Annotated in this window: 15 protein-coding genes; 4 read left to right on the top strand and 11 right to left on the bottom strand. The window is 43.3% G+C overall.

Annotated features, from left to right (window positions below; all coding sequences use genetic code 11):
• The first annotated feature begins 42 nt into the window (after window positions 1-42).
• Both BS614_RS19165 and BS614_RS19160 read left to right on the top strand, forming a co-directional pair.
• Window positions 43-2,064 carry an ATP-dependent DNA helicase gene (locus BS614_RS19165; protein ID WP_074095154.1) on the top strand — a complete coding sequence of 674 codons (2,022 nt, stop codon included), beginning with the start codon at window positions 43-45 and terminating at the stop codon, window positions 2,062-2,064.
• Between the two features lie 144 nt (window positions 2,065-2,208).
• Window positions 2,209-2,724: a DinB family protein gene (locus BS614_RS19160; RefSeq protein WP_074095153.1), complete on the top strand. Its 516-nt coding sequence runs from the start codon at window positions 2,209-2,211 to the stop codon at window positions 2,722-2,724.
• A 78-nt stretch (window positions 2,725-2,802) separates the two neighbouring features.
• Here the strand turns inward: BS614_RS19160 and BS614_RS19155 are convergent, their stop codons facing one another.
• The 5 genes from BS614_RS19155 to BS614_RS19135 all read right to left on the bottom strand — a co-directional run bounded on the left by BS614_RS19155 (window position 2,803) and on the right by BS614_RS19135 (window position 9,092).
• Entirely contained in the window at window positions 2,803-3,744 is a 942-nt protein-coding gene (locus BS614_RS19155) for a family 43 glycosylhydrolase (RefSeq protein WP_074095152.1), read from the bottom strand.
• Between the two features lie 30 nt (window positions 3,745-3,774).
• Entirely contained in the window at window positions 3,775-5,490 is a 1,716-nt protein-coding gene (locus BS614_RS19150; RefSeq protein WP_074095151.1) for a discoidin domain-containing protein, read from the bottom strand.
• Window positions 5,491-5,561: 71 nt separating this feature from the next.
• Window positions 5,562-7,247: a type 2 periplasmic-binding domain-containing protein gene (locus BS614_RS19145; RefSeq protein ID WP_074095150.1), complete on the bottom strand. Its 1,686-nt coding sequence runs from the start codon at window positions 7,245-7,247 to the stop codon at window positions 5,562-5,564.
• 162 nt (window positions 7,248-7,409) lie between these two features.
• Window positions 7,410-8,279 (bottom strand): carbohydrate ABC transporter permease, encoded by an 870-nt coding sequence (locus tag BS614_RS19140; RefSeq protein ID WP_047843039.1) that lies wholly within the window; start codon window positions 8,277-8,279, stop codon window positions 7,410-7,412.
• An 18-nt stretch (window positions 8,280-8,297) separates the two neighbouring features.
• The gene (locus BS614_RS19135; protein WP_244898161.1) at window positions 8,298-9,092 is read right to left on the bottom strand and encodes an ABC transporter permease; all 795 of its coding nucleotides are present in this window, start codon (window positions 9,090-9,092) and stop codon (window positions 8,298-8,300) included.
• Between the two features lie 407 nt (window positions 9,093-9,499).
• Here BS614_RS19135 and BS614_RS19130 point away from each other — a divergent pair, with 407 nt between their 5' ends.
• The gene (locus BS614_RS19130) at window positions 9,500-11,209 is read left to right on the top strand and encodes a sensor histidine kinase (RefSeq protein ID WP_074095149.1); all 1,710 of its coding nucleotides are present in this window, start codon (window positions 9,500-9,502) and stop codon (window positions 11,207-11,209) included.
• Window positions 11,209-12,558: a response regulator gene (locus tag BS614_RS19125; protein ID WP_074095148.1), complete on the top strand. Its 1,350-nt coding sequence runs from the start codon at window positions 11,209-11,211 to the stop codon at window positions 12,556-12,558. The genes BS614_RS19130 and BS614_RS19125 overlap by 1 nt, the downstream gene beginning before the upstream one ends.
• A gap of 103 nt (window positions 12,559-12,661) precedes the next feature.
• Here the strand turns inward: BS614_RS19125 and BS614_RS19120 are convergent, their stop codons facing one another.
• From BS614_RS19120 to BS614_RS19095, 6 genes are all read right to left on the bottom strand, one after another.
• On the bottom strand, window positions 12,662-13,108 hold the full coding sequence (locus tag BS614_RS19120) for a GNAT family N-acetyltransferase (RefSeq protein ID WP_074095147.1): 447 nt from the start codon (window positions 13,106-13,108) through the stop codon (window positions 12,662-12,664).
• A 192-nt stretch (window positions 13,109-13,300) separates the two neighbouring features.
• A complete protein-coding gene (locus BS614_RS19115; RefSeq protein ID WP_074095146.1) occupies window positions 13,301-14,155 on the bottom strand; it encodes an AraC family transcriptional regulator in 855 nt (284 codons plus the stop codon).
• Between the two features lie 106 nt (window positions 14,156-14,261).
• Entirely contained in the window at window positions 14,262-15,386 is a 1,125-nt protein-coding gene (dnaN, locus tag BS614_RS19110; RefSeq protein ID WP_074095145.1) for a DNA polymerase III subunit beta, read from the bottom strand.
• Between the two features lie 27 nt (window positions 15,387-15,413).
• Complete coding sequence (locus tag BS614_RS19105) at window positions 15,414-15,650, bottom strand: ribbon-helix-helix protein, CopG family (RefSeq protein WP_167544408.1); 237 nt, start codon at window positions 15,648-15,650, stop codon at window positions 15,414-15,416.
• A gap of 575 nt (window positions 15,651-16,225) precedes the next feature.
• Window positions 16,226-17,092: an aldo/keto reductase gene (locus tag BS614_RS19100; protein ID WP_074095143.1), complete on the bottom strand. Its 867-nt coding sequence runs from the start codon at window positions 17,090-17,092 to the stop codon at window positions 16,226-16,228.
• Window positions 17,089-17,481, bottom strand: a complete 393-nt coding sequence (locus BS614_RS19095; protein WP_084174915.1) for an ArsR/SmtB family transcription factor — start codon at window positions 17,479-17,481, stop codon at window positions 17,089-17,091. The genes BS614_RS19100 and BS614_RS19095 overlap by 4 nt, the downstream gene beginning before the upstream one ends.
• Window positions 17,482-17,562: the final 81 nt, after the last annotated feature.

Genomic DNA, 17,562 nt, shown 5'->3' with positions numbered 1-17,562 from the left:
GTGAGTACAAGAAGATCATCATTCGGAAGAGGGGCGATCGTTATGAATTGGTTAAATGAACTTTATAAAATGAATAAGCAGGAACCGGACAAGGAAATCGAACGTTCTTTGGTTAACGCCATCTTCCGAATATATGACCGGTTCCCCCGAATTGGCCTTAGAGAGCGGATCGGACAGCAAGAAATGTCTCTCGATATCGCCGATGCTTATATCCATGGACATAACGCCATGATTGAAGCTGGTGTCGGAATTGGTAAGTCTTTTGCGTACCTGATCCCAAGTCTGCTCACAAATCAAATGTCTCAGAAACCAGTCATTATAGCTACCTCCTCCATACAGCTTTCGGAACAGATACATAAAGATTTAAGGATCATTGGTAGTCGGTTAGGATTCTCAACGGTTCGCTCCGTGGTGGGGAAAGGCATGGGTCAGTATGCTTGCCGAAGTAGAGCAGCGGAATGGATCAGTCTTGATGATGCAAACTCCTCCGTGTCTGCCCTTGCGCAGCGCATATTAGATTATGAAATTGATGAAAGAGCCGATATTAAAGCTGGAATTAGTGATGCCGAATGGTCCCACGTTTCCGTGAATGATTGCAAATTTGAACGTTGTCATTATAAAAATGCATGTTTGTTTTACGATATGAGAGCGAAATTGAATGCAAAAGCTCACGAGATTGATTTTATTATCGTGAACCAGGACTTGCTCATACGGGATTTAATGAAGAAAAAAGAAGGAACCAAGAGCATCATCTCGGAACAGCCTGCTCTGATCGTCATTGATGAAGCGCATAATCTGGAAACAAAAGTTCGAGATTCCAGAACACTCGAGTTCACTTATCGGGGAATCTGCCGCATTCTGGATACCACGGTGCAGCTTCTCACGAAGCAGTCCGGCGATAAAAGTCTCTTCTCACAATCCAAGTTCATTAAAAACTGCGCTGAGCGCATCTTCAAACAGGTAAACGCGGATTTGCTCGACCATGCCAAGCAGGATAACGACCGAATCAAAGTGTCGGAGATCAAAGGAATACCGTTAAACCAAGTCTTAAACGATTTAAAAGATCTCAGTCTGCGCCTTTCCATTTTGACCTCACGCCACGAGCGGGAGATCGATGACGCTTTTGAAGCCATCAACGGGCTTATTACCCTCATTAGTGTCTTATCTGAAATAGAGGACAACTATCTTTTATGGGCAAGCAGTCCCCTTAGAGTAACCACAATCAGCATCTGTCCCAAAGATATAAGCCAATTTCTGAAATACGCTTTATTTAATGGCAAGGTACCTGTAATCCTAACATCAGCAACACTGTGCCAAGGCGGGGATACGCTGGAGGAACAATATTCTTATATGACGCACTCCCTTGGTTATAAGGGAGATTTCCTAGAGCGCCAACCCTCCCCTTTTGACTACACCAACCATGCCATGATGTATATTTCGAACAAAGTTCCCTATTACCACCACGATCAGCGCGAAAACTATCTTGAAGCAGCGTACAACGAAGTGGTTCAACTCTGTAATCTAACTCAGGGAAGAACAATCGTCCTTTTTTCAGCAAAAGAGGACATGAAGTACATTCACAAAAAGCTGATCTCAAGGGCTAATGAATACACATGGGCAGTCCATGTTCAAAAAGAAGGATCTTCCCAGGACAGTGTCATCGCTGAATTCAGGAAAAGTAAAGGTGTACTCCTGGGTACTGGTGTATTCTGGGAAGGCGTGAATATCGAGGGTTCTGACCTGTCACAGGTCATTGTTTTCCGTCTGCCCTTCCCTGTTCCTTCAGATCCTGTTTATGAATATAAGGCATCTGTAACGGAGAATCCCTTTATGGAGGTGTTTGTACCGGACATGCTTCTTCGGTTACGCCAAGGAACTGGACGCTTGATTCGTAGTGAAACAGACCTTGGCATACTCAGCATACTTGACTCCCGTCTCAGTGTAGCGGCAAAAAAGAGTTATCGGGAACAGGTGCTGGACACGTTACCGTTCAAAAAAGTGACAGAGGATTTTGCGGTTTTGGATAAATTTGTGCAAATTAAGGGGATACGACGTACGGATTAGAAGTGGTATAATACGTAACCTTGAAAAACTGCCTAAATTACATGAAACGGCCCTTTCGCTCATAAAGCGGAGGGGCTCATTTCATGCTGTAGGATATATGCTACAATATATTCCAGATCTACGAATCCCAAAGGAGGCATTTACATGGTTGAAAGACCAACTAAAGAGGAATATGCAGCTTATTATGAGCTTGTTCCTGAAGGGAACATCATCGAACGCTTAGAGCTGCAAGCCAACATCATACCAACTTTACTCTCTTCATTGACAGAGGAGCAAGTAAATTATCGGTACGCCGAAGACAAATGGAGCGTGAAAGAGGTCATCGGCCACCTTTTGGATAACGAACGAATTATGAGCAGCCGATTGCTTCGCATCGCCAGAGGTGACCAAGCGAATCATCCCGGCTACGATCAGGACGTGCTTATGCAGAGCCATCCCTTCAATGCGTATACCGTAGCTGATTTGAATGAAGAATATGCTGTCACACGTCGCTCAACCATTCTTATGCTCCGTCGCCTCACCCCGGAAGCATGGCTCTGTAAAGGGATCGTCAGTGATAATCCTGCTTCAGCTCGATCGATTGCATTTGTTATGGCTGGACATGAGCTCCACCATTTATCCGTACTTCGCGATCGCTATTCGTTAGACTTGAAATTATAAAATTCATCCAAAAAGACTTTGAACCTGCATTCGCAGTAAGATCAAAGTCTTTTCTCATCAGTCGTTTTATCGTTCAAATTATCGTTCAAAATGAATCAGAAGTGTATCCTCTCCCAAAGATAACGTGGAATAATCATTCAAAATCGGAATGTCTTCATTGAATTCAATGGGCAGGACCACATAGCTGGATTGGAAGTAATCGGATCCGTTCCAGCGATCTGCAAAATACAGGTACTCCTCCGCTGATCGCTTCAGTACAAACGCTGGTTGCGTTTGGTACGTCGTTTCATCGCCAAAATCACTTAGCGTCCCCCATGGTCCATCCATCGTATAAGCCATCGCGTATTTCCCTTGATTGGGAGCCCAACCTGTGCAAAATGAGGTCACCATATAATACTTCCCGTTCCGCTTGAAGACAGCTGGTGCCTCCCGATACTCCCCTTGCCACAGCTTACCCACAAGACTTTCTACATTAAGATAATCCTCCTGCAGACGATAGATGTGCAGGTCTGCATTGTCTCTGGCAGCCGAAATAAAATATGCCGTCCCGTCATCGTCCTGAAAGAGCGTGCAGTCACGCGACATATACCCGTACGGATTAAAGCTGCCATGATACACGAAATGACTATCCGGAGAATCCGATGTGGCAATGGCGCATGCTGCATCGTTGTAATTATTACCATTCTCATAGTGAACCCAGAGGACGAACTTCTTTGTCACCGTGTTGAAAAGTACTTTAGGCCGTTCAAGATTCACCTTTCCACCTTTATCGTTCACTAGTGCAAGATTCGTCCGGACTCGAATGGGTGCAGCTGGCGTAGAGGTCGTTAAGATATGGTTTCGAAACTCCCAGTAGAATAGATCTTTGGAACGGTAACAACTAACATATATATCGTCCCTCCGATCTTCCCCATACCAGTAATAATAGTCGTCATGGAATAACATATGTCCACCATGGGCATGGATCGGCTGACCACTTGAGTCATTCCAGATGCCGCCATTGGTTAATTGATTATTCACACCGTTACCTCTCTTCTTTGAAGAACATCGTTAATTCGTGTCCGATCCAAATACCTTCACTTCCCAAAGTCTTGGCGTGTACCAATTGTTGGGGTTGTTATGAAGTGCCGCATTTTGCATGTTAATTCGTACGTATCTGGCAGCAGTGCTCGATAGCGTATCTGAGGTGAAACCGTAAGATGTGTTGTTGGTTCGATCCAGTGCTACGGTCCAGTTTACATTATCCGTGCTGGTCTCAATTTTGTATTTGTAAAATCCTTCGGAGCCTTTTTGCATCCACCAGGAGATTTGCACATTATTTAACTGTTGAACGGAGCCGAGGTCTACCTTCCACCAATGTGGCCAGGAACTGCCTGTGCCGATCCATTCGGTTTGATAGTTACCATCATTAGCATAACTTGCCGGATTTGTTCCAGTAGCCGTTTGGGCTGTTGCCGGTTTACCCTGAGACAGCAGTTTTCCATTCTGAACCGGAATTAGGACATCATCGCTTGTGTTGTACAGGACTTGATCAAAATAATCATAAAATGCGTAACCATCGGAGAACCACACAGGAAGAAGTCGTTCCTCCGTTGTTCCGTTTTGCGTACCTGCCCAGCCGAACATCCAGCGATACGCAACCATAACTACGTTGTTGCCCGTATCTGGCTTCACCCGCATAACGGAACCGGACTGCGCCGAGAAGGTTGACGTGTTGCCAATTGTCCGTAATTCAGACCAATTTCCGTCTATGCTATTTGCTGATGAATACAAGGGTATACTCGGGTACCAACCTGCCGCTTGGGAAGAGAACAAATAATAAATGCCATCTTTTTTGATCATCTTGGGCAGTTCCCTGTGTTGATTTTGATAAATAACAGAAACTTGGTGATCCACATCCAGCCAATCGGAGGTTAACTTATATAAGATGGTGTCCGAATTATTATTGGCGGTAGAGATCAGATAAGCCGAATCATCATCATCTTTGAAAATGGAGATATCCCGGGATTGGTTCCCTTCCGGTCGAAAGCTTTTGTGAAATGTAAAGTCTTCTCCAGGAGTGGCCGAAGCCACCGATACTCTGGCAAGTGTGTAGTCTGTACTGTTTTCATAGTGAGCCCAAAAAACGAATTTGTTTGTGGGCGCATGGTATAGAATATTAATCCCCTCAAATTTGGAGTTCGCCAGATCGGGATGATCCGTGTAGGACAGGACCACTTTGTCGTTACCGTAGGTGATATCATCTGTTGATGTCTGTTGAATCATTTCTCCAAATCCACCTGATGGCTTTTGAACAAAATTAAACCTGTAGTAGGTATCCCCAACTTTAAGTTCATTCGGGAGCATAAGCGTTGATTGCGTTGTGTTATCAAAAGTTGTGAGGTCTTCTGGAAGGCTGTAAGGGGTATATTCTGGCGAGACAGCGGAGGTTAACAAGGAAGTTCCGCCATATGCCTTCACTTGATACTTGTATGTGTTACCTATGTTGAGGTCATAATCATCCGTCGTTGTACCGGTTAAGGTCTGTAATAACGTATAAGGCGCATTGTTCTCGGATCTGTATAACTCGTATGCAGTCGCTCCCTGGACAGGTACCCAATGAATTTTGGCATTGGATACTTCGGATTCATTCTTCAGTACAAACAGTGTTGCAGCAATATGGGTCTCTTCACCAGCAGCGTGAACGGTTTGAGCTGAGGAGGTTAAATGAACTGTTAACAACATCAATGCAATGACGATAGCCATCCACGATTTACCTTTGATCATGTCTCATCATCTCCTTTTTTAGAAGACCAACCTTCCTGTTGCCGGAAGGCTGGTTCAGGTGAAACTAGACTTTATTTCAAATTCATCAGTGTCATTACATCCGTCTCGCTAGCTTGGTTGTACCATTCGTTAACTTCTTCGATCACGGTGTCTCCGCCTTTTTCATGCCACTGTTTCACAAAGGTATCAAATGCTTCAAGCGGCTCATTGCCATATATGATTTTGGTAAAAGTCTCTTGTTCCATGGTGGTCAACTGTTCCCACACATTTTGCATCGTTGGCGTTGGTGGACCGTTAAACTCATTTGGCAGTAAAACATCTCTGTTTTCATACGAAATCCGATATCCGTCCTGCGTTGTTTGATCTTTTGAAGCGCTCTGAATGAGGACACCCGTGTCGGCTTTAACTCCATTCGCCAGATCGTAGTACGATTGGCCAGGACCATCAACACTCGGTGTATTTTTGGTAAATGCCATTTTGCCAACGCCTTGCACAGCCTCTAATGGCGTATTAAATTTTGTTGGATCAAAAGTGACTTCATCGTTAACGATATCGTAATCGTATCCTTGAGCGTACCCGTATTTGAAATCCCCCGTGCTGAACGCCGCATCATACATTTTATCGTAGTACAGGAAGAAGGCTTCCATGTTCTGAAAATCCTTGTTAAACATGAACACACCATCGTTCAACTGGGCGGATTGATAGGTCTTATCACCATTCACGCCTTGAATGGTCGGATAAGCACTAATTTTTGCACCATCCACATTTTTCTCTACGTCCTTCACACTGTCGTACAGCCAAGGACGACCAATGATGATACCAGCTTTCCCCTCCGTAAAATCAGACAGTGCATCCCAGGCCCCTTGGGTGGCCAGTTCTTTGTTCAAGTACCCTTTTGCATACCAATCACGTAACTTGGCCAGTGCCTCTTTGTTGCCAGGAGCCACAGATCCATAGGTGAGTTTGCCGTTGTCGTTATGCCATTGTCTTGGAAGATGTTTGCCCGTGTATGCGCTGAATATCATGACCGGATCGCTGACCCAGCCCGTATTGTAGGAATCTTTACCTGAAAAAGTAAAGCCGTATGTGTCTTTCTTCCCGTTCCCATCTGGGTCCTCATTAGTGAACGCCACGATGACTTGTTCAAACTCATCAATCGTTGTTGGCGCTTCCAAGTTTAATCTGTCCAACCAGTCCTGGCGGATCAACATGACTTCGCCTTCCGTCAAATTCGGCGCAATCGCCATCCCGTAGACCTTGCCCTCCCTAACCACTGGATTGAAGGTGGTCGGGTATTGTTTGTATATTTCTTTTATCCGGTCAGGCATGTAGGTTGAGATGTCTTCCGTAATCTCCTTGACCTGCCCCGACTCGATCAGATCATTGACCAGCATGGTATCATAGACGGGCAGAACGTCTGGCAGCTTCTCGGAACCTGTCAGTGCCAGCCTCAGCTTGGTATTATATTGTGAAGCATCACCTCCCAGCAGGGTGGTTTGGATTTTGATACCCAGGTTTTGTTCGCCCCAGCGGGTCAATACATTGTCATTCAACGTCTCACCGTTGATGTACTTTCCAGCATTTTCATCCTGTTGTTTGGCGATGGTGATCGTAAACGGTGGATCATATTTTCCGTCCTTCAGCACTGATGCCGGTGCGGTCTCGGAAGCACTCTCCCCTTTGCTACAGCCAGCCACAAGAACAGCTGACAGCATAACCATACTTACCATTTTCCATAAATCAGTTCTTTTCTTCATGGAAACATGCCCCCTTCACTCATACTCAATTTGTTTTCTATATAAGTTCAACTAATTGCATATTTACACTGGTACTCCGATGACAGAACAACCTTCCGATCGCTGTTATCGTGTAAATTTTTAGTTGAACTTATATAGCGATCCAATTTTTCGTAATCCTAATTATTCTTTGACGGCTCCTAGTACAATTCCCTTCACGAAATAACGTTGTAAAAAAGGATAGACCAAAATGATCGGAAGCGTGCTTACAAAAATTTGGGCTGCCTTGATACTTTGTTCCGACATGGCTGCCACCTCAGACTGGCTCATCGCCATATTTTGCATATTGCTCTGCACAACGACCGTCTGTAAGAACGAAGCCAACGGATACTTACTTGCATCCGACATGTACAAAATCCCGTCAAACCAGGAGTTCCAGTGCCCTACCATAATGAACAAGGATACGGTCGCTATGCCAGGCAGAGATAATGGTAAATATATTTTGCTAAGAATTACGAAGAAGGACGCTCCGTCAATGAAAGCTGCTTCTTCCAGGGCTTTGGGAATCGTTTTGAAAAAATTGACGAGAAGAATCAAATTATAAGCACCGAAAGCTCCCGGTAACACAAGAGCCCAGATGGTATCCTTTAAACCAAGGGCTGTGATCAATATGTAAGAAGGTATCAATCCCCCCGAGAAGAGCATGGTAAAGATAAAAAACCACATGAGCACGTTGCGTCCCCTGAATTCCTTGGACAGGGCATATCCTGCACAGGTAAGAATAAACATACTGATCGTCGTACCCAATACGGTTCGAGTGATTGATGTCAGCATGGCACCGTTGAAATTAGAATTGTTGAACGTTTTGATATAGGCATCCACATTGAACCCGACCGGCCAAAATGAAACCATATTACCGCTAATGGCCGCTTTACTGCTTAGCGATTGTGCCAACAAATGAAGCAGTGGAAGAAAACACGCCAGACCCGCCAGTATCATGAACGCGTAATTAAAATAGGAGAATACTCTATAACCTGTCGTCTTATGGTACATGATCCCTCTCCCTCCTTGTTAAAATATTTTGTAATTGGCATACTTATAGGCCAGCCTGTAAGAGACAACGATCAAGATCAAGCTAATCCCCGATTTGAACAGTCCTACAGCTGTCCCGAAGCCGTATTGCCCGTTTAACAAGGATGAACGGTAAACATAGGTGTCAATGATATCTCCCGTACTGTAGACAAGCGGATTGTACAGATTAAAGACCTGATCAAAGCCGGCATCCAGAATATTGCCCAGACTCAGCGTAGAAATGACGATAATCATGGGCAACATGCTAGGCAAAGTTACGTATCGAATTTGCTGCCGGCGTGTGGCACCATCAATCTCGGCCGCTTCGTAATAAGAAGGATTAATTCCCGCAATGGTCGCCAGATAAACAATCATGCCAAAGCCAAAGCTCTTCCACACATCGCTGATCACAACCGTGAATCGAAACAGATCAGGATCTCCCAAGAAGTAAATGGGATCGTTCCCGAAAATCTGGGTCAAGATGTGGTTGATTCCTCCGTCTAATCCGAGAATATCAATCATCAACCCCGCGACCGTAACCCAAGACAAGAAATGCGGCAGATATACCAGTGTCTGTACACTTTTCTTAATGCCCATATTTCGGATCTCACTCAGCAGAATAGCCATGACGATCGGAACGATAATACCAACGATTATTTTGGAAACGGCAATGATCAGTGTATTAACAATCGCTTGTGTGGCTTCTTTATACTGGAAAATTCGTTCGAAATTATCTAACCCGATCCACCGTGAACCTGTGATGCCCAGCCATGGTTTGTAGTCCTGAAATGCCATGAGCAAACCTACCATCGGGCCATAAGAAAAGATGCAGACAAACACAAAAGCGGGAATACACAGTACATACAAAGGCCAGCTTTTCTTGAGTTCCTTTTTGAATGAAGTTCGCTGGGGAAGCTTTGTTTTTGTTTTTTTTGCGGATCTGGCGGGCACGATCTCGTTAATGTTGCATACCTCCTCTATGATGGCTCTTCGAAAGCGATCCTTGAAGATAAGCTTAACAAAAGCGCTTTCACTCCAAAATGCCAAAATTTCAAGATCATCACCCCACGCTGAACCATTTTAAAACCGCTTTCATTTATCGCGGATGCTGCCCTTCCGCTTTTCGAAGGTTTGGCTTATATTAAAGTTAATCCGATCTGGAGTTTGAACTTCTACGTTTGGCGATATGAAAGGAAACACATATGATCAGAAAAATGTATATGAAGCGATTCATCTATTTCTTTGTTTTTTTTCTGCTGCTGACGTTGAGTTTGTTTTTCGTGATGAACCGATTGAGCTCCAAGACACTTGAAGAAAATCTGATTGGTGCTTCCAAAAACCAGCTTGATTATGTGAAAGGCATATTAGACGGGATTATATACGAAGCTAACATGTACGGGGTTCAGTATGCGGCAGACAGTGATGTCCGATTTTATCAGAGGCATGTTATCGAGCTGAGCAATTACGATTCCCAAATGAAAAAAAACGATATCGTGGATCGCTTGCGGCAAACGCTCCTTTCCAGTCGATCCATTGAATCGATCGGCATTTACTGGAAGACTGAAGAAGCGTTTCTCTCCACGAACAATACGCAGGAGGCAAGACTTCCGTTCAAGGATGTTCATGAGCGGGGATGGCAAATCGTCGGTAACAGCTTGTATTACTTTGCCCTCTACCCTTACATCCAGAAATCAGGACAAAATGAACCGACTCAGTACGTGGTTGGTGTAAAGCTGAATACCGATTATTTAAAAAGCCTGCTGAAAAAGGCCGTGAATAACGACAGCTCGAACGCTTTTTTTCTTTTTGACCCCCAGCAGTTATGGAGTGAGAAAGAAATCGACAACGATCTATTGAAAGCGGTTACTGAAATGATTTCGCCCCAGCCAGAAGTCACTTTAAAATATGATTATCATACCAATTCGGATGACTACTATGTTCTTTCGCGATATATTGAATCGATCGACGGCTACCTGATTACATATACACAGACGAACGATTTTCTGCAACCGCTTGACCGCAATCGCAAATTGTTCTTTGCCAGCATTTTAGCCGTGTTCACGCTTGGTCTGGTTGTGATCTTTACGTTTTATCGGAACTACTACCGTAATCTCCGTTTGTTGGAGAGAAAGTTTTCACAGGTCGAGCAAGGTAATCACAACACGCGGATCACCGAAAATACGGGCAAAGAGTTTTACAGCCTGTTCAGAAGTTTTAATCATATGGTTACCGAGATCCAGGATCTGTTTGTATCCTTGAAGACTGAAACGGAACTAAGACGAAGTGCGGAACTTCAACAACTCCAAGCTCAGATCAATCCTCATTTTTTGTACAACAGTTTGTTTTTCATCATGTCGGTGGCTCAGTTCTCACCTGATTCTGTCATGCGCATGAGCAAACATCTAGCTGAATATTATCGTTATTTAACCAAGTTGGACCGGCATGAAGTCACGCTGGAAAGCGAGCTTCAGTTTGCGGAACATTTCCTGATTATTATGGCTCTCAGCAAAAAAATGGAGTACAACATTGATCTGCCGCCGGAACTGTCTTCCCTTCCCCTCATGCCGCTGATCATCCAGCCAGTGGTTGAAAATGCGATTCAACATGGAATCGAAGGACAACAAGGTGCCCATCGGGTTACGATTGATGTAAAACAGACGGAGGCTGCGATAACGATCAAGGTCTCCGATGACGGAAAAGGTCTTTCGCTCGATGATATCCGCAGCCTGGAGGCTCGGCTTGAGAGTGATGCCCCGCCTGAAGGAATTAAAGGCGTAGGGCTCTGGAATGTAAATCAACGTCTGAAAAATACGTACGGTGAACTTAGCGGGTTACATTTTACTACTAATGATTGGGGCGGCTTGTCCGTCCTGCTGCTCATCAGCATTCCCGAGGTGAAAGGAGATAACTAATGCGATTATTAATTGTGGATGACGGACATTATGTCGTTGAGTATATGAAGCACTTGCTCGATTGGAACACCTTTGGCATTGATCAGATCGAGACGATGACCAATTCGATTGAAGCCCGAGAGATGTTGACTCAAAACCACATCGATATTCTGATCACTGACATACGAATGCCTGAGGTGTCCGGTATTGATCTGCTTCAACATATCCACCAACATAACTTGCCAACCAAAGTGATCATCCTTTCTGGCTACTCCGAGTTCGAATATGCGCAACAAGGAATCCGTTTAGGTGCGCTGGACTACTTGCTCAAACCTGTCGACAAAGATGATGTGGAGAAAGCCATGTCCAAAGCCATCAACAATATTACAAAGACTAAGCCCGCTCAATCTGTTGCATGGGAGAACTTCGATGGATTGGAGTATCTGCTTTCCTTGCTTGTTCACAATGAGACATTAAGGAAGCAATATGATGCGTATACTGAATTTTTAGGGCATCGTCGTATGTGCTGCTTCAAGCTGGAGGGTTTCACACAGGAACATGAGGATGCTATAAAACATGCTGTCGGAGACAAATTGGATCGTCTCGTGTGGGCTGCGGGAACGCGACTGTTCGGTCTTGTTCCGGAAGAAACTGCTGGGGAACTGATCATCAAACTGGAGCAATCGGTCGTGTCTCCTCCCGTTTCATTGACCGACCGAAACGTGACCCGGCAGATGTTCTACCGATTCTTTCTTAATGAGGACATACACTTAGAAGACTTCAATGGCATATTCAACCATTCTCCGTCATGCGGTGATTGGGAGTCGGCGGGAAATATCATTAAAAAATATGATCAAATCCATCTCCATAAGCAAAAAACAATCTTTCTCATGGAGACCATTCGATATGTATATCTGACGGATAAGGATCGCGATCCCTCTGAAACCGTGGAGTGGATATTCAACCAGTTACGCTATCCTGATGAACTATCCTCAACTCTCATGGATCGGGTCAATCGAATCAGAAACAACAAACAGATGTCGATTCAAACTATCGTTGACAAAGTACAAACGTATATCGAAGACCATCTGTCACATGGCCTTAGCCTGGATGAACTGGGGAAAGTTGCACATCTCCATCCTGTTTATTTTTCCAAACTATTCAAACAAGAAACGGGCGAAAATGTGTCAAATTACATTTCGAGGAAGAGGTTGGAGAAGGCTTCTCAATTGCTTCAAGATTCGGAACTCCGTGTAGCCGATATAGCGCAGATGGTTGGTTACCGAAAAAATCAATATTTTATCCAGTTGTTCAAAGTGGAATACGGAGTTACGCCTTACCAGTACCGGAGAAATATGATCCATCAATGACTTCGGTTGAATATATTACATAATTGATATGTCTAATGCAGTACCGAAAAAGCCCAACTTCCACTCTTCAGTTTAAAGAGTGAGTTGGGTCTTTGTAGTGCAATTAATGGGTTAAGTCGATCACCTTATCAAAGCAATATGAATCTCTGTCATAGCCGTTATGCTCATAAAAAGCATGGGCGTTGGTTCGCTTCATTCCGCTACATAAAATAATACTTGATATTCCCCGTTCTTTAGCATAATTTTCAGTCTGTCTTAGTAGTTTTGTACCTATCCCTCTATTTTGCAGCTCCCTTTTAACAGCAAGAGCTTGAATATGTAGATAACCAATTGGAACTCCTACGGATAATGCCTGTACAATAGTTACAAAACCGACCACATTATTTTCTATCAATGCGACAAATGTTTTGTAATTCCCGGCCTTATTCATCTCTTCCATAGTCACTCGGAAGTTTGCATCATTAACATTACGAATTTCAAGTACATCATTCCATAAAAGAACAACTTCAGCATAATCATCTGATATAATTTCTCGAATTTTAATATCCATACTAAACAACCTCCTCAAGATAAAATAATCGAACAATATCCCTATCCCTATCCCTCTATTTGTGTTAAGGTTCTCCGCGCTATGTGCAACGGCAAGTTATAGGGCCATCCTTTGTGGGGATGACCCTATAATAATCTAGATTTGTTCAGTTTTCATCTTCGTTAACGCCTGCATTTCGCTCGTATAAAAGCGTTATTTTTTCTTCACCGGTATCCAGATTTCTCCTGAAACATTCCCATGCCGTGCCATTCCATAATACATTTCGAAAGTAGGGCCCTCAACCTGTTCGTATTCAGATGTCGGAAACCACTCAGAATAGATTCGTTCCCATAGTTTTTGCATATCACACTGCGGCTCCGGGAAGACCGCCCACGTTAATGTTGGGATAGCAAGTTTTGTGAATCTCTCCGGAATCTCAAACCCCTTAGGTACATGATAACAGATCATGTATTTGAAAGATTCTTTAGTGTGATCATAAAGGGCGGCATGTAACATGGTATCACCAAAACGTCCCAATAAGTCGTTCATAAGATCAACGCTGCCATCATCATCACATTTTATACGGAATTGAGGAACTTCAGAGAAGGCTGTTTTCTGGTCTGCATTTATAATTCCATATACTCCAAACATCTCAAAAGAATCTCTTTGCTCAATACGGTAATTCATTTCGACATCCCCTTTTATTGAAATATGAAAGGACATTCGAGGATAGGCTTTCAGAGAAACGCCTGTATCACGCGCAGATGTAGGCATAATGCCATGAAGATTTTTAAAGGCCCGTGCAAACGCCTCCGGCGAATCATATCCATATTTCATGGCTACATCAATAACCTTTGAGCCTGTTGTCTGCAGTTCGAATGCCGCCAACGTCAACCGTCGACGTCGAATATACTCCGATAACGATACGCCAGTAATAAATGGAAACATTCTTTGAAAATGATAGGTAGAGCAACAGGCTCTCTGTGCGATTTTATCAAATGAAATAGTGTTTTCTAGATTTGTTTCGATATACTCCATGGCACTATTCATCCTGTCTAACCAATCCATCGTACTCCCTCCCTTCAAGGTAATTTTATGGGAAATAAATAATGAATACCTTGCAATTTCTGCACGAAAAAGTCAGTAAAAAACTTGCCGTTATTTATGATACGGTTCACCGGGTCATCACTGGAGTAATCAAAAACAGAGTTGACATGAGCGAATCATCTGGAAGTACGACGATGGGACTTGTTTTCCCGGCGTATCTTAATAGGACGCTAGCGCAATCCATATTGCGAAGTATATCGATAAAAAACTTTCCATTTATTGATACCACAAATTCTTCCCCACACATCTCTAATAGTGGAATTTCATTCTGAATATCTCCAACATCGGCTGTTTTGGACATTAGTTTTAATGTGTCTGTATTAGCTACTAATCTAATCACTTGTTCACTAGCCATCACAGTTACACATTCAACTGCTTTCAACAAACATGCTGTATCAACTGCGATTTCACACAAATAAGATTGAGGGATTACATTCTTTATGGATGGGAACGTTCCTTCAATAAGAGCAGACTCCACTTTCAGTCCAGTTGTCACGAATTTAACTCGATTATTACTCACTTCAATTTCAGTTGTGTCATCTGTTTTGTTTAATATTTTCGATAATTCATAGAGATTTTTTGCTGGAATAACAGCGTTCAAACTGTTGTGGGTAGCATCTTCTAAATGCAAAGCGCGGTATGCAAGCCGCACTCCATCTGTAGCAATTAGGTTTAGACGATCATTACTGCATTCCAAAGAAACTCCTGTTAATATGGGGCTCGTCTCGGACGTTGATGCTACGATTGCTAGCTGTTTAATAGTCAAACGAAGTAAGGTAGTATTAATGCGTAGTTTAGTAGAAGGGAACGCCTCTCCATCATCGTTGGAAGGGAATTCTGTAGGGTCCATTCCGCATAAACGTAATTGAGAATGACCGGATACAATCGAAAGAATCATTGGCTCTTTAATTTCAAGTATAACTTTGTCATGATTAAATTTACGAATAATATCGTGAAAATAACGCGATGGTATAACAATAGCCCCTGTTCTTTTTACAGTCAGAGAAACACCATCTTGAGCAATCATAGACTGTATCGTCATACTTGTATTACTTGCCGTAAAAGTAACGCCATCTGCACCTGCTTGAATATGTATTCCTTGAAGAATAGGTATTGAACTATTTGCTGCTACTGCCTTTATCACATATTGTATGGCATTCATAAGAGAATTTTTTGTTATCTCTACCAGCAAAGACCTCACCTACCTCGAATAAAAAAATTATTTTGTATAGAAGGACTCAATGATGTTACGTATAGCCTCCGAACGAGAAAGTTTATGCTCTGTGCAATGGTTTTCGATTTTTCCCCACATGTCCTCTGTTAGAGTTAAAGATATTTTTTTAGTCACACCTATACTCTTTCTCCCGGAACCTTCTCGCAGACCACCTCTCGAAAAGACAAAACCTAACTGGCCTTCTTTATTAGAGACACCAACTTTAATGTTATTGTTGTTCAATATAATAACACTCCCAAATTTTGATTTAGGTAACCTCATTCAAATGGATCTATACTCATCTTATCATAGCTCTATATAGATTTACAATATATTCAAATCGAACACTGAGAACAAGGAATGAAATGTAAAGATGGGACTACCTCAAAAGGAATTCCCTTCGCTTCAAGCGCTAACGAATCTACCGTACTCTATACGGCGACTTTTTAAGGAACGCAGCATGTAACGAACCTCATTAACTTTATTCCATCGTAAACCGCCTAAACATCATATAAATGGACCAACTCGATGAAATAACGTCTCTATGATTCGTTAGAATTCAAACCTATGCAAATGGGAGCAAATAGCGTGTGCTAGGGCGTTAGAACTGCATAATCCTGACAAAGGGCTGTACCCGGTCATGCTCATGACTCACAGGACAGCCCCAATAAAACAATTACCTATAGACACCTTTTTTATATACTCAACTGGACTTCGGGAATCGAAGTGTCGCTTTATGTTCGGGAAGAAAGAATCTTTTGGGGAACGACCACCAAATTTGAGTACTCGGTTGTTGTTCAAAATCGAATTATGATCCATCAATGAGAGCGAATAAATAACTTCATTAAATGGATATAAATCGGGTTGACCATGTAGCCATTCGGACTTACGGAATATCTCTTACCCGTGTCCAATCGTCGTATTTGTTCCATTTCCTTCTCATTCAACTCAAAGTCGAATATTTCATTGTTCTCTTTAATCCTTTGAGGATTCGATGATTTGGGGATGACAATAATTCCACGTTGCAAATGCCAGCGCAAAATGACTTGGGCAACCGACTTCTGATGGCAAAGGGCAATTGCCGCCAGCTCCGGATGCTCCAGCAGCGCTTTGCTTCCCTGCCCCAACGGTCCCCAAGCCTCATGCAGAATCCGATGCCGAACCATATAATCATGCACTCCGTGTTGCGGAAATTCCGGATGGGTCTCGATCTGATTTACCATCGGCGAAATCCGGGAATGCTTCTTCAGATGCTCCAGATGCCGGATCTCGAAATTGGCTACACCTATAACTTTGATTTTACCTGCGTCGTATAATTCTTCCATCGCCTTCCAGGCATTCACGTATTGAGGACCGGCAAAATGAATCAAATACATATCGAGATACGTTACGTTCAGCTTCTGGCAAGTCTGCTCGAACGCCTTTTTCGTTGCACGGTACTCCAGGTCTGTCGTCCATACCTTGGAGGTAATGAAGAACTCCTCCCTGGGAATGCCGCTATTTTGGATGACCCGACCTAGTGCCGCTTCATTACCGTAAATTTTGGCCGTATCGAAATGGCGATAACCCATTCGAATAGCCTCCTCGACAGTCCTCTCAAAAGTCCCCCTGTCTTTGATCTTATATAGGCCGAACCCGAGTTGAGGAATGTCCACTCCGTTTGCCGCTGCGACTGTCTGATTCATTCGCAACTCCCCCTCCCCATGTTTCCTAATTCTTGTTCCGAAGCTTGTTCTTCACATTGCGTTAGCAACTTTTCTATCTCGTTCACCAGGTTTTTCAATAATTTCAACTTGCTACCGGAGTCAAGGCTGTAATAGTTGAGAGTTCCTTCTTTACGAACACTTATTATCTGTGATTCTTTCAATATTTTCAGATGATGTGATACGGTCGGTCGGGAAAGGTGAGTTTTCATCCTGATCTCTCCTACGCGCATGCCGGGTTTTTGCGGCCCTTGAATCAAGGCTATGAGGATGGCTTGCCGAGTCTCGTCTCCGATCGCATTCAATACCTTCTGATTGTTCTTAAATTCGATAGCAATCGTTGTCGCAAGTTCCTGATTCAGGTAAATTATCCCCTTCCATTTAAAACGTGTAATACTTTTGTAGATACAGCCTATCACAATCTCGGATTCGGCTGTACATCGGGAAAGAAA

The sequence above is a fragment of the Paenibacillus xylanexedens genome, assembly GCF_001908275.1.
GTDB classification, from domain to species: Bacteria; Bacillota; Bacilli; order Paenibacillales; family Paenibacillaceae; genus Paenibacillus; species Paenibacillus xylanexedens_A.
Note: the sequence above shows the minus strand (reverse complement) of the source record. Positions and strands in the feature narration are given on the sequence as shown.

Excerpts from the sequence above, each read along its gene's own strand:
- BS614_RS19150 (WP_074095151.1), bottom strand. The coding sequence starts at position 5,490 with ATGATCAAAGGTAAATCGTGGATGGCTATCGTCATTGCATTGATGTTG.
- BS614_RS19135 (WP_244898161.1), bottom strand. The coding sequence starts at position 9,092 with ATGGCATTTCAGGACTACAAACCATGGCTGGGCATCACAGGTTCACGG.
- BS614_RS19160 (WP_074095153.1), top strand. The coding sequence starts at position 2,209 with ATGGTTGAAAGACCAACTAAAGAGGAATATGCAGCTTATTATGAGCTT.
- BS614_RS19130 (WP_074095149.1), top strand. The coding sequence starts at position 9,500 with ATGATCAGAAAAATGTATATGAAGCGATTCATCTATTTCTTTGTTTTT.
- BS614_RS19115 (WP_074095146.1), bottom strand. The coding sequence starts at position 14,155 with ATGGATTGGTTAGACAGGATGAATAGTGCCATGGAGTATATCGAAACA.
- BS614_RS19100 (WP_074095143.1), bottom strand. The coding sequence starts at position 17,092 with ATGAATCAGACAGTCGCAGCGGCAAACGGAGTGGACATTCCTCAACTC.
- BS614_RS19125 (WP_074095148.1), top strand. The coding sequence starts at position 11,209 with ATGCGATTATTAATTGTGGATGACGGACATTATGTCGTTGAGTATATG.
- BS614_RS19120 (WP_074095147.1), bottom strand. The coding sequence starts at position 13,108 with ATGGATATTAAAATTCGAGAAATTATATCAGATGATTATGCTGAAGTT.
- BS614_RS19140 (WP_047843039.1), bottom strand. The coding sequence starts at position 8,279 with ATGTACCATAAGACGACAGGTTATAGAGTATTCTCCTATTTTAATTAC.
- BS614_RS19145 (WP_074095150.1), bottom strand. The coding sequence starts at position 7,247 with ATGAAGAAAAGAACTGATTTATGGAAAATGGTAAGTATGGTTATGCTG.
- BS614_RS19165 (WP_074095154.1), top strand. The coding sequence starts at position 43 with ATGAATTGGTTAAATGAACTTTATAAAATGAATAAGCAGGAACCGGAC.